Raw genomic sequence first — 12,591 nt, forward strand, 5'->3', positions numbered from 1 at the left:
TCTCCATGGGCCCCAGCATTCTCGTTGCGCAGAACCTTAGCAAAGTGGTCCCCAGCGCGGAAGGCGACCTGACCATCCTCCACGCCCTGTCCCTGGATCTGGTCCAAGGCGACAGCCTGGCTATCGTCGGTGCATCAGGCTCCGGCAAGTCCACCCTGCTTGGCTTGCTCGCCGGCCTCGACCGCCCGAGCGCCGGAAAGGTCGTGCTGGCCGGCAACGACCTCGGCCCGCTGGATGAAGACCAGCGCGCGCGCGTGCGCGCCGAGCACGTCGGTTTCGTGTTCCAGTCGTTTCAACTGCTCGACAGCCTCAATGCGCTGGAAAACGTCATGCTGCCCTTGGAACTGGACGGGCGCCGCGATGCCCGCGAACATGCCCGCAGCCTGCTGGAGCGGGTCGGCCTGGGCAAGCGCTTGAGCCACACCCCACGTCAGCTGTCCGGTGGCGAGCAACAGCGGGTGGCGATCGCGCGAGCCTTCGCCGCGCAGCCTGCCGTGCTGTTCGCCGACGAGCCTACCGGCAATCTCGATAGCCACACCGGCGAGCGCATCAGCGACCTACTGTTCGAGCTCAACCAGGAGCGCGGCACCACCCTGGTGCTGGTGACCCACGACGAACGCCTGGCGCGGCGCTGCCGACGCCTGATCCGCCTGGATGCGGGGCGCCTGGTCGCGCCCCTGGAGCCATGATGAGCCGCCTGTCGTTGATGCGCCTGTGGGCGCTGGCGCTGCGCCAGCTACTGCGTGATGCCCGCGCCAGCGAAGTGCGCGTGCTGTTCTTCGCCTTGCTGGTGGCGGTCGCGGCGAGCACCGCGATCGGTTACTTCGGTGCCCGCCTCAACGGCGCCATGCAGCTGCGCGCCAGCGAATTCCTCGGCGCCGACTTGGTGCTGCAGGGTAGCGCGCCGGCTAGCGAACAGCAGCTCGCAAACGGCTTATCACGGGGCCTGCTGCATGCCAAGGTGGTGGAGTTCACTAGCGTGGTCGGCGCCGAAAACGGCATCCAGCTGTCGAGCATCAAGGCCGTCGATGCCACCTACCCCCTGCGCGGCCAGTTGCGCAGCGCCCCCGCCCCCTTCGGCGCAGAGACAACCGGCGGCGGCCCTGCGCCTGGCCAGGCATGGGTCGAGCCGCGTCTGCTGGTAGCCCTGGGGCTGGGTATTGGCGACAGTATCGATGTCGGCATGAAGACCCTGCGCATAACCCGCGTGCTCACCTATGAGCCCGACCGCGCCAACAACTTCTATAGCCTCACCCCACGCGTGCTGATCAACCTGGCCGACCTGGAAGCCACCGGCGTCATCCAGCCCGGCAGCCGGGTCAGCTACCGCGACCTCTGGCGCGGCGAGCCCGAGGCACTGGCGCAGTACCGCAGGACAATCGAGCCGTCGTTGGCAGCCAACCAGCGCCTGCTCGACACCCGCGACGGCAACCGCCAGATCGGCGGCGCACTGGGCAAAGCCGAGCGCTACCTGAACATGGCCAGTCTGGTGGCGGTGTTGCTGGCTGGCGTGGCCGTGGCGCTCTCGGCCAGTCGCTACGCTGCACGGCGCCTGGACGCCAGCGCCCTGCTGCGCTGCCTTGGCTTGTCGCGCCAGCAGACCCTGGGCCTGTACTGCCTGCAACTGGCCATGCTCGGCGTGGTCGCCGCACTGGGCGGTGCGCTGCTCGGCTGGTTGGCTCAACTGGGCCTGTTCCGCTTGCTCGAAGGCTTGCTGCCGAGCCAGGTGCCGCCAGGCGGCCTGACCCCGGCGCTGGCCGGCATCGGCACTGGCCTGGTGGCCCTGGCCGGGTTCGCCCTGCCGCCACTGGCGGCACTTGGCCGGGTACCCCCGCTGCGGGTACTGCGCCGTGACCTGTTGCCGATTCCACCCAGCAGTTGGCTGGTGTATGGCGCCGCCTTGCTCGCCCTCGGCCTGATCATGTGGCGCCTGAGCCTGGACCTGCTGCTCACCTTCGCCTTGCTCGGCGGCGGCCTGATCGCCGCACTGGTGCTCGGTGGCCTGTTGCTGCTCGGGCTACGTAGCCTACGCCAGTTGCTGGCTGGCGCCCCCCTGCCCTGGCGCCTGGGCCTTGGGCAATTGCTGCGTCACCCGCTGGCAGCGGCCGGGCAGGCCCTGGCCTTTGGCCTGATTCTGCTGGCCATGGGCTTGGTCGCGCTGTTGCGCGTCGAACTACTGGACAACTGGCAGGCACAACTGCCCAAGGACGCGCCCAACCATTTCGCCCTGAACATCCTGGCCGACGATCGCCAGGCGTTCGCCGAACGCCTGGCACAGCTCAACGCCAGCTCGGCACCGCTGTACCCGGTAATCCCTGGCCGCCTCACGCAGATCAACGACCAGCCGGTGCGTCAGTCCGTGAGCAAGGAGTCCACGGGCGAACGCGCCGTGCAACGCGACCTCAGCTTGACCTGGACCGCCGAAATGCCCCAGGGCAATGCCCTGACCGCTGGCAGCTGGTGGCAGCAAGCCCCGAGCCCAGACGCGGTGCCCGGTGTGTCAGTCGAGGCGCAGTTGGCGCAAAGCCTCAAGCTGCAACTGGGCGACCTGCTGACCTTCGACATCGCCGGCCAGCAGCGCCAGGCGCGGGTCAGCAGCCTGCGCACGGTGCACTGGGACAGTTTCCAGCCGAACTTCTACATGATTTTCCAGCCCGGCACACTGCAAGGCTTGCCCACCACCTACCTCACCAGCTTCTACCTGGCGCCCGGCCATGATTCGGAGGTGGTCGCGCTGTCACGGGCCTTCCCGGCAGTGACTATCCTGCAAGTCGATGCCCTGCTCGCGCAACTGCGCAGCATCCTCGCGCAAGTGACGCTGGCGGTGGAGTACGTGCTGCTGTTCGTGCTGGCAGCCGGGATGGCCGTCCTATTCGCCGGGCTGCAAGCCACGCTGGACGAACGCATCCGCCAAGGTGCGCTGCTGCGCGCGCTGGGGGCGGCGCGCCCGTTGCTGGTGACGGCACGGCGCATTGAGTTCGGCTTGCTCGGGGCAGTCAGCGGCTTGTTGGCTGCGCTCGGCTGCGAGCTGATCACATGGGCCTTGTACCGCTATGCCTTCGATCTGCAATGGGCGCCACACCCATGGCTGCTTTTGCTGCCACTGGCAGGCGCGGTACTGGTAGGTGGGGCCGGCGTCCTAGGCACTCGCCGCGCGCTGAATGCAGCACCGCTGGCGGTGCTGCGCGAGGGATGAGGCTGGAGTGCGTGCAGCCCCCTCGCAAACCCAGTGCTAGGGGGTATAGCGAATGCTGTTGACGTACCAGGTCGCTTCACCGGTAGGCGTATTCACACGCACTTCATCGCCCTCTTCTTTCTTGAGCAGTGCGCGGGCCATGGGCGAGTCGATGGAGATGTAATCGTTACGCCCATGGATCTCGTCATAGCCAACGATGCGAAAACTCAATTGTTCGCCGTCGTCGTTCTCGATTTCCACCCAGGCACCAAAGAACACCTTGCCTTCCTGCTGGGGTGAATAGCTGACCACCTTGACGTCTTCCAGGCGCTTGCGCAGATAACGTACACGCCGGTCGATCTCGCGCAGCAGTTTCTTGTTGTACTGGTAATCGGCATTCTCGCTGCGGTCGCCCAGCGAGGCCGCCCAAGTCACTTTCTGGGTGATCTCCGGGCGATAGACCCGCCACAGATGGTCGAGCTCCTTTTTCAGAGCCTCGTGTCCTTGCGTGGTGATGATGTTGGTGCTCAACGGCGTTCTCCTCAGTGCATCCACAGCAGGCGCCAGGCGCCTGCCGAGTGACCGAGCTTAGCGAAAAAACAGCCGTTCAACGACGGGTGATCAAACCTTGGCGCGCAATGCGGGTGAGTTGACCGATCACCTCGGCAGCATCTTGTGCAGCCGGTGCCTGGATCACCGCCAGGTCGAAACGGTCGTTGCCGTACTGCTGCAACTGCGCGCAGGTCTCGTAGAACTGAATGAGGAAGGCACGTGCCTGACCCTTGCGACGGGAGAAACCGTCAAGGTTGCGCAGCAAAGTCGGTTGGTGCTGGCCACCGAGCAGAATGCGCGGTGTACGGGAGGCCTGGTCTTTAGGCAGGGGGGTTAGGCAAACACTGGTACGTGGACAACTCATGGAGTCTCTCTCGCCTCGCTGATCCCGCTGGGCAGCGGTGGGAGGCGTCACCGAACCAGCGCTTTAGCGGTATTTCGGAAGACCCGGTGGGGCCAAACCTGCGCCCCGCAAGTAGCTGTTTAAATCGGCGCAATCGGTATGCTAGAGCCTGGAGCCATAAGTTACAAGCCACAAGCTGCAAGTTGATCACATGACCGACTTGCAGCTTATGGCTTGCCGCGATGACTCAGCGAGCGATCAGGCGATCCAGCGACAGGCGACCAGCGCCCTCGATCAGCACCGCGACGCTACCAGCCAGCAATGCCAGGGCGAACTCGTAGCCGTTGTTGGACATGAACAGACCATTTCCAATATGCACCGAGAAAATCGCCACGATCAGCGTGACGCTCAACGCCAGGGCTGCCGGGCGGGCCAACAGGCCAATCACCAGGGCCAGGCCGCCAAAGAACTCGGCGCTGCCGGAGAGCAGAGCCATCAAGTAGCCGGGCGCCAGGCCGATGCTTTCCATCCACTGGCCAGTGCCCTCCAGACCATAGCCACCAAACAGACCGAAGAGTTTCTGTGCCCCGTGGGCCATGAAGATGATCCCGACCAAGATGCGCACGACACTGAGACCGTAGCCGGCGCGGGTGTTCAGCAGAGATTTGATGGCGTTGCTCATGATGTTGCTTCCTTGTTCAAACGGGGAGGTAAGTGTTGATGAGCGCCATCTTAATCAATTCATCGAATAAGAAAATCGCAAAAAACCCGTTTAAACAATCGATAAAATAGATTTGTTATCGCTTACTACCCCGCTCCAGCGCAGCGCGTTCACGATTGAACGCCAGGTAATACTTGTTCACGCTGTTGACGAAGTTCACTGGCCCCATGCCCACCTGTTCCATGGCGATACGTTCGGTCTGGAAAAACCACTGGTTGCCATTGAGCCCGCGCCGACGGGCTTCGGTGCGCATGGCCTGCACCCGCTCAGGCCCCAGGTTGTAGGCCGCGAGGATGAATGCCATGCGCTCGCGCTCGTTGATCGTGGGGCTGGCGAAGAACTTGCGACGGATCAGCGCCAGGTAGCGGGCACTGGCCTGGACATTGCCATCGAGCGTGCTTGTGTTGCTCACCCCCACCCGCTGCGCGGCCGATGGGGTGATCTGCATCAGCCCGTGGGCGCCGCCGGTGCCGCGCGCCTTGGTGTCGAGACTGGACTCCTTGAACGCCAGGGCAGCCAGGTTCAACCAGTCGATCTGCTGATCGGCGCCGTGCTTTTGCAACACAGGGCGCAGCGCCGCCAGACGCTGGCGGTCCTGGCGCGCCAAAGGGTTGTGCACCCGGTACTGACGACGGTAAATGCGCTCGAAAGCCGCATCCTGGTTGTCCGGTGCGCGGTAACCGGCCAGAAAACGGTCCACCGCAGCGCGGAACATCGGCGCATCCTGACGCACGTACCAGCGCATGGCGCCGGGCTGGGCGAGGCGTAGCTTGCTGTCCAGGCGCAGGCGCGGCATCACCCGCGCCCAACGCTGGGCAATCGGCCGCTCGACCACGGTGAGCGGGTAGATCCCGGCCTGAACCATCTCCAACACATCCTCCACCGCCAGCGTCGGGTCGACCCACTCGACCTTGATCGGCGCCCGCTTGCGCAGGGCCAGTTGCTGATTGATAGACTCGATCGCCGCCCCCGCGGCACTGGCGCTGGTCAAGGCAACCGTACGCCCCGACAACTGCTCCACCCGGCTATAGGCGCGCTCGCCCTTACGCCCGACCAACAGCAACGGCACCTGGTCGACCACCGGCGCGCTGGCCGCGACCCCGTGCACCAACGCCGGGTCAAGCAACTCGCCGGGGGCAGCCAGATCGCCCTCGCCACGCTGCAATGCACCAAGCAGTTGCTCCTTGGCGCGAGGAATGATCTTCAAGGTCAATTCCTGGCCATCGCCGACCCGGGCATTGAGCGAGTGCTCCAAGGCTCGCAGCCGATAGTACTCGACACCCACCGGCTCGCCTTTGACCTCGCCGGAACTGTTGCGGCTCTGATTGACCAGTACCCGCAGTACCCGGCTCGAACGTATCTGCTCAAGATCGCGCACCTGGCTCGCAGGCAGGTGCTGCTGCGGACCTGGCTCGGCGGCTTGCGCTTGCACGATGGCCAGTAGCCCCAACAGCAGCAATGGAAATAGTCGCAGCATGGAAACAGAGGTCCGAGGGGCGGTAGGCGCGCACTCCATACAGAAGTTCGCTAGGTGATGAAGACGCTTAAAGACCACGGCAAACGTTTGAGGTTCTTGGCTTTTTGGCGTTTTCCCGGTTTTTGCTATGCTGGCCGCCCTGCGGCACGAGGTAGCACCATGCAACTGATCGATATCGGCGTCAACCTGACCAACAGCAGTTTCCACGAGCAACAGGCGGCCGTGGTCGAGCGCGCGGTACACGCGGGCGTCGTGCAGATGGTCCTGACCGGTACCAGCCTGGAGGTCAGCCACCAGGCGCTGGCCCTGTGCGAACAGCTGGATGCTTCGGGCCAACGCCTGTTCAGCAGCGCCGGGGTACATCCCCATGACGCCAGCCATTGGAGCACCGACAGCGTACGTCAGTTACGCCAGTTGCTGATCCAACCGCGGGTCAAGGCTGTGGGTGAGTGCGGCTTGGACTTCAACCGCGACTTCTCCCCTCGCCCAGCCCAGGAAAAAGCCCTGGAGGCGCAATTGGCCTTGGCCGCCGAACTACGCCTGCCGGTGTTCCTGCACGAACGCGAAGCCAGTGACCGGCTGCTGGCAATCCTCAAGGCGTACCGCGACCAACTGCCCGCCGCCGTGGTGCATTGTTTTACCGGCGAACGCAAGGCGCTGTTCGCCTACCTGGACCTTGACCTGCACATCGGCATCACCGGTTGGATCTGCGATGAGCGCCGTGGCACACACCTGCACCCGCTGGTCAGCAGCATCCCCAGCGGCCGGCTCATGCTCGAAAGCGATGCGCCTTACCTGCTGCCACGCAGCCTGCGCCCGAAACCGAAAAACGGCCGCAACGAGCCAGCATTCCTGGTCGAGGTGCTGCATGAAGTGGCCCGTCACCGTGGCGAAACGCCCGAGCAGCTCGCCGCTCACACCAGCGCCTGCGCCCGAGCGTTCTTCGACCTACCCGCGATTTCTTGATACACATCAAGGCACCCCCTGACATAGGCGGACACAATGATGGCACCTTGCCAACAATCCGTCCGCCAACTCAGAGAAGACCTACCATGGGTGCCTGGCTTAGCAATGTTTCCCTGAAGTACAAGTTCTGGGCCGTCAATGCGGTGGCGTTCGTCACCACCCTGCTGCTGGTGCTGTATGCCGTGCACCTGGAGCAACAAGCGCGCGCCAACAGTGCCCAAACCATGGCCCAGGCCCAAGCGCAGTTGCTGAGCACCTGGCCGGCCGGGCAACCCTTGCCCGCCCAAGCCAACCTGGTTACCTGGCGCACAGGGCAAACGCCGCAGTTCGCAGGCGCCCCCCTCGAAGCCCTGCGCAATGCCCAGGGCTGGGTGGATTTACCCGCCGCCTCGATCCTCGGCGATAACCCGGCCGTCGGTGCCCAGGTGTTCGGCCAAGGCGAGCAGCGCCTGGCGGTGATCGCCCAGGCGCCAAGCCTGAGCCAGGTATTTTTCGATCGCTTCAGCAACTACGCGCTGTGCGTGCTGATCCTCATGCTGGCGATGCTGGGTGCCTCGCAGCTACTGATCCGCTTCCTGCTCAGCCAACTCAATACCCTCAAGGACGTGATGCTGCACGTCGAGCGCACCGGTGATCTGTCGGCACGGGTTCCGCTGGCCTGTGGTGACGAGGTCGGCCAGATGGCCGGTGCCTTCAATGCCATGCAGGCGACCTACCATCGGGTGGTCAACACCGTGGCGCGCACCGCCGCGCAGCTCGACTCGGGTGCCGCACGCCTGGCCGGGAGCATGGATGAGGTACGCCACGGCATGATCGGCCAGCAAAGCGAGACCGACCAGGCCGCCACTGCGATCAACGAAATGACCGCCACTGTGCACCACATCGCCCAGCACGCTGGCGCCACCCGCGACCTCTCACAAACCGCCGACACGCTGGCCGGCAGTGGCCAGGCAGTGGTCAGTCGCGTGCAGGATTCGATTGCCAGCCTGTCCAGCGGCGTACAACAGACCGCTGAAATGATCCGGCAATTGGCCGACGACAGCCAGAAGATCAACGGTGTCGTCGGGGTGATCCACAGCATCGCCGAACAAACCAACCTGCTCGCCCTCAACGCCGCTATCGAAGCCGCCCGCGCCGGCGACCTGGGCCGTGGTTTCGCCGTGGTCGCCGACGAGGTACGAAACCTGGCCAAACGCGTGCAAACCTCGACCGACGAGATCACCACGATGGTTTCCGACCTACAGTCTGGCACCCGCGATGCCGTGGACTTCATGCAGGAAAGCTCGTTCAAGGCCGATGATTGCGTGCGCCAGGCCCAGGAGGCCGGCGAGGCACTGGCCGAGATCACCAGCGCGGTGGCGCAGATGCGCGAAAGCAACACGCAGATCGCCGTGGCCGCCGAACAGCAGAGCCAGGTGGCCGAAGAGATGAACCGCGCAGTGGTAAGCATTCGCGATGTCACCGAGCAAACCGTACAGCAGACGGTGGGCTCGGCCACCACCAGCAGCGAGCTGGCGACCCTGGCCGGCGAGCTGAACAAGGTGATTGGCCAACTCAAGCTCTAGCGCCCTGCCCTGCAAACACGCTGTTCACGTTTGACGGCGCGCCGTGGCGGCCGCCAAACGTGCACACGGTTGCGCCACTGAGCACCCCGAACACCACGCTATGACCATCATAGCCAACCTCGATTGGCCCGCTCTGGGTGGCAGCACTAAGCTTGGACCATGTCTGAGAGGAACTGTCCATGAGCAAACGACTGCCCAACCTCCCCGCCTGGCAATGGCGCGGCTATCACCATAATCACCGCCACCCGGCCAACCTGGTTCTGCACCTGATTGCCGTCCCACTGTTCATCATCGGCGCGTTGCTGGTGCTGTCGGGGCTGTTCGACCTAGATCTCGTGCAAATCGCGGTCGGCCTGATTGCCCTGGTTGCAGGGCTAGGCCTACAGCGCCAGGGTCATCGCCTGGAAGCCGAGCAACCCGAGCCCTTCGCCAACCGTCAGGATGCGATACAACGGCTACTGACCGAGCAATTCATCACGTTCCCCCGCTTCGTGCTCAGCGGCGCGTGGTGGAAAGCGTGGCGGGAACGGCATCAGCATCGACCTTGAGGGTGAACGCAGGCTCTGAGCGGCTTTTCATCAGGCAAACACGGTGACCGTTTGCCGACTCAATGCCACCAGTTCACCCTCGGCGCTCCACAGCGCGGCAGCGGCGTGCCCATAGCCATCTCTCGCGTGTTCGGTCTCAACCACATAACGGCACCAGTCCAGCGTCGAAAGCGGCGGCGCAGGTTGAATGAACTCGATGGTCCACGTCAGCGTACTACCAGCCGCCGGCTGCTTGAGATGCGGCAGCAAGCTCGGCGGCCAGGCATCAACCAGCGCCAGTACATGGGCCGCTTCGAGCGGTGCCTCTTCGATATCGCGCAAGCGCACCCAGCCGCCCATCTGGCGTGAAGTGTCACCACTGAACGGCAAGCCACCCACTGCCCAGCGTAACGCCACATGGCGCATGAATGCCGGGGTGACCCCTTGGATGAAGGGAAGCTCTGGCGCGGCGTGTTCAAGCGGGGTGATCGGCGCCGCGGGGTGCGCCTCGACCGCCACGACCGAGGGCCGTCCAGCGCCAAAACTGCCCTGCATCAGCGTGACAACCTGGCCATTTTGCAGCGCCCGACCCAGTAGCGTGCTAACCGCCTTGCCCTCGCGCAGCACCTCCACTTCCAGGCTGATCGGCACCTCGGGCGTCGCCGGGCCAACAAAGGTGATGGCCAGCGAACGCACCGGACGCTCATCACCCAGCTTTAGACGCATCGCCTCATACAGCATGGCCGCCATCAAGCCGCCGAACACCGCGCGCCCTTGGGCCCAGTCGGACGGCACGCTGAGCGCATCAGGGTGAGCACGCACTGCGGCGAGCAACTCGGTAAAGTTCATGGGCATTGGCTCCAGGGCAAAAGTCTTGATCTTAAACAGCTACCCCGGACTCGGCAGCCCGCATATCGGTCATTTGCAGGGGCTATCGACGCGCCAACGCCTTGCTCAACGCCTCTAGGATGATGTCGGACCGAGCCTGGGCTGCTTGCAGTTCGTGCTCCCAGTCGACCTTGCAGGCGGCCAGATCGGCATGCGCGGGCACCTGCTGCAACCACTGCCAACGGTCATGCCAGTCCCCCAGTACCGCTTGGGCTTTCTTGAGCAGACCTTTGAGCTTGGGCCCGGCATGCTGCAACTGCGGATAGGCTTCATCGCCGTAGCGCACACGCTTGATCAGCAGGCGCATGCGGTGACGATCATGCTCTGGATCGTGCAGTGCTGCGCTCAGTTTTTTCCATTGCTTTTCCAGGCGCTTGTCGATGCGTAGGCGCAACCGCCGCACCAGGCCTTCACGCTCCGCCGCACGCAGAAACACGCTGAACGCGTCGAGAATCATCAATACCCGCGTAAGCTGCGCACTCCCCGCCACACTGGCAAAGCGCTCAGCCTGGCCGTCCAAGCGTCGCTGACCGGCCTGCTGCTGACCGCGAGCAATCAGTTGCGCAGCCAGCACCTCTTGGTCACGCAGCGGCGTTGTCAGGGCCCCCAACGAGCGGGCCGCCTGCTCGAGCTGATCGACCCCAGGCAGACCGCGCAGGGGCCGCAACAGACTGCGCAAACGCCGCACGCTGGTGCGCAGGTCGTGTAGCGCCTCGCTATCGGTATTGGCCGCCAGGCGCTCGCGGCAGGCCAGCAGGCGCACCTGCAAGGCAATGACTTGCCCTACGACGTGGTCGAGCATCGCGGCCATCTAGCACTCCTCGGTCAACGTCCGGCACGCGATTCACGAATATAGAAACGCGCCTTCTCCGCCTTGGCGGTGCAGCTGTCATAGCCCTCCAGCTGTTGCTGAGTCTTGGCCCCGGTGAGCAGCGACAAGGCCTTGGCGTAACTGACGGCACCGGCAAAACCTTCGGACTTGGCCAGGTCCAGCTCTTTCCAGGCGGCATCCAGTTGGGTCGCACAGCTTTCGCGATAGGCCGTCTTGCCAGCGCAGCCAGCCAAGGCCAGGGCAATCAGAGGAACGGTGATCCAGGCTTTCATGGGGGTAACCTCGAAGAAGGGTAACGGTATGGCCGTTCGACGCTGCGGCAAACGAAAAGTGCCCTGCTCAGCGTAGCCCAGCACGCGCTGCATTGAAGCGCAGCCAGCATCCGTGCATTGTGGGCGCATGGTGGCATGAACGCAGGGGAATAGCATGAGCAAACGCGTGGCATTGGTGCTGGGATCGGGCGGCGCCCGGGGGTACGCGCACATTGGCGTGATCGAGGAAATCGAACGACGCGGCTACGAAATCGCCTGCATTGCCGGATGCTCCATGGGCGCGGTGGTCGGCGGTATCTATGCGGCCGGCAAATTGGATGAGTATCGGCGCTGGATCGAGAGCCTGGACTACCTTGACGTGCTGCGCCTGGTGGATGTCAGCTTCCGCTTGGGCGCGATCCGTGGCGACAAAGTGTTCGGACAAATCCGCAAGATCGTCGGCGACATCAACATTGAGCAACTGCGCATCCCCTACACCGCCGTGGCCGCCGACCTCACCAACCAGCAGGAGATCTGGTTCCAGGAAGGCTGTCTACATCAGGCCATGCGCGCCTCGGCGGCGATTCCCAGCCTGTTCACCCCGGTGGTACAAGGTAACCGCATGCTGGTGGACGGGGGGATTCTCAATCCGCTGCCGATCGTGCCGGTGGTTTCCAGCCATTGCGACTTGATCATCGCCGTGAACCTCAACGCCACCAACCAGAAGCAGTATCAACTGCCGGTGATCGAACGGCCCGCGGCCTTCCGCATGCGCTTCGACGCACTGATCGACTCGCTGGGCTCGCGCTTGCCCTTTCGCCGCAAGCCTGCCGAGCAGCTCCTGCGCCTGGATCAGGAGATCAGTGCCGAAGGCCTGGCTCCGCCCAATCCCTGGCTGGCCGAAGGCGCCGCGCCTGAAGCCCAGCAACCGGCAGCAGCGCCCGAGAGTGAAGGCGCGCCAAAATCAGCAACCGGCTCGTTCATCATCGACAACGTCGGGCCCGCATCGCTACTTGACTTGATCAACCAAAGCTTCGAGGTGATGCAGACATCGCTGGCACAGTACAAGATCGCGGGTTATCCGCCTGATGTACTGATCAACGTACCCAAGCGCGTCTGCCGCTTTTTCGAGTTCTACAAGGCGCCCGAGCTGATCGCCCTGGGGCGGGAAATTGCCAGGGATACCTTGGACAGCCACGAGGGCGTAAGGCACTAGCCCGCCCACACGGTCTGCAAGAGGCCAGTACCGACTGATGCCAGAAACGCAACAGGCCGCATAAGCGGCCTGTTGCGT

The 12,591-nt window shown here is 64.1% G+C and carries 13 protein-coding genes; 6 read left to right on the plus strand and 7 right to left on the minus strand.

Annotated elements, in window-relative coordinates; genetic code table 11:
* Positions 1-5 precede the first annotated feature (5 nt).
* A complete protein-coding gene (locus FEM01_RS18330) occupies positions 6-689 on the plus strand; it encodes an ABC transporter ATP-binding protein (RefSeq protein ID WP_138220892.1) in 684 nt (227 codons plus the stop codon).
* The gene (locus FEM01_RS18335) at positions 689-3,196 is read left to right on the plus strand and encodes an ABC transporter permease (RefSeq protein WP_138220893.1); all 2,508 of its coding nucleotides are present in this window, start codon (positions 689-691) and stop codon (positions 3,194-3,196) included. The genes FEM01_RS18330 and FEM01_RS18335 overlap by 1 nt, the downstream gene beginning before the upstream one ends.
* 36 nt (positions 3,197-3,232) lie before the next feature.
* On the opposite strand, the gene greB is transcribed toward FEM01_RS18335, so the two are convergent.
* From greB to FEM01_RS18355, 4 genes are all read right to left on the minus strand, one after another.
* Entirely contained in the window at positions 3,233-3,706 is a 474-nt protein-coding gene (gene greB / locus FEM01_RS18340) for a transcription elongation factor GreB (RefSeq protein WP_138220894.1), read from the minus strand.
* 76 nt (positions 3,707-3,782) lie between these two features.
* Entirely contained in the window at positions 3,783-4,091 is a 309-nt protein-coding gene (locus FEM01_RS18345; protein WP_138220895.1) for a hypothetical protein, read from the minus strand.
* A gap of 226 nt (positions 4,092-4,317) precedes the next feature.
* Positions 4,318-4,752 (minus strand): DoxX family protein, encoded by a 435-nt coding sequence (locus FEM01_RS18350; RefSeq protein WP_138220896.1) that lies wholly within the window; start codon positions 4,750-4,752, stop codon positions 4,318-4,320.
* A 115-nt stretch (positions 4,753-4,867) separates the two neighbouring features.
* Positions 4,868-6,268, minus strand: coding sequence for a transglycosylase SLT domain-containing protein (locus tag FEM01_RS18355; RefSeq protein ID WP_138220897.1), 1,401 nt, complete (start codon positions 6,266-6,268; stop codon positions 4,868-4,870).
* Positions 6,269-6,427: 159 nt separating this feature from the next.
* On the opposite strand from FEM01_RS18355, the gene FEM01_RS18360 reads away from it, so the two are divergent.
* The 3 genes from FEM01_RS18360 (at position 6,428) to FEM01_RS18370 (ending at position 9,347) form a co-directional block, all read left to right on the plus strand.
* Positions 6,428-7,234, plus strand: a complete 807-nt coding sequence (locus FEM01_RS18360; RefSeq protein WP_138220898.1) for a TatD family hydrolase — start codon at positions 6,428-6,430, stop codon at positions 7,232-7,234.
* Positions 7,235-7,320: 86 nt separating this feature from the next.
* Positions 7,321-8,799: a methyl-accepting chemotaxis protein gene (locus tag FEM01_RS18365; RefSeq protein ID WP_138220899.1), complete on the plus strand. Its 1,479-nt coding sequence runs from the start codon at positions 7,321-7,323 to the stop codon at positions 8,797-8,799.
* A gap of 179 nt (positions 8,800-8,978) precedes the next feature.
* A complete protein-coding gene (locus FEM01_RS18370) occupies positions 8,979-9,347 on the plus strand; it encodes an Mpo1-like protein (protein WP_138220900.1) in 369 nt (122 codons plus the stop codon).
* A 30-nt stretch (positions 9,348-9,377) separates the two neighbouring features.
* On the opposite strand, the gene FEM01_RS18375 is transcribed toward FEM01_RS18370, so the two are convergent.
* The 3 genes from FEM01_RS18375 to FEM01_RS18385 all read right to left on the minus strand — a co-directional run bounded on the left by FEM01_RS18375 (position 9,378) and on the right by FEM01_RS18385 (position 11,318).
* Positions 9,378-10,175: an acyl-CoA thioesterase gene (locus tag FEM01_RS18375; protein ID WP_138220901.1), complete on the minus strand. Its 798-nt coding sequence runs from the start codon at positions 10,173-10,175 to the stop codon at positions 9,378-9,380.
* 82 nt (positions 10,176-10,257) lie between these two features.
* Positions 10,258-11,025, minus strand: a complete 768-nt coding sequence (locus FEM01_RS18380; protein WP_138220902.1) for a CHAD domain-containing protein — start codon at positions 11,023-11,025, stop codon at positions 10,258-10,260.
* Positions 11,026-11,039: 14 nt separating this feature from the next.
* On the minus strand, positions 11,040-11,318 hold the full coding sequence (locus tag FEM01_RS18385) for a hypothetical protein (protein ID WP_138220903.1): 279 nt from the start codon (positions 11,316-11,318) through the stop codon (positions 11,040-11,042).
* 154 nt (positions 11,319-11,472) lie between these two features.
* On the opposite strand from FEM01_RS18385, the gene FEM01_RS18390 reads away from it, so the two are divergent.
* Positions 11,473-12,513, plus strand: a complete 1,041-nt coding sequence (locus FEM01_RS18390; RefSeq protein WP_138220904.1) for a patatin-like phospholipase family protein — start codon at positions 11,473-11,475, stop codon at positions 12,511-12,513.
* Positions 12,514-12,591: the final 78 nt, after the last annotated feature.

The organism is Pseudomonas mosselii, assembly GCF_005796105.1.
Lineage (GTDB): Bacteria > Pseudomonadota > Gammaproteobacteria > Pseudomonadales > Pseudomonadaceae > Aquipseudomonas > Aquipseudomonas mosselii_C.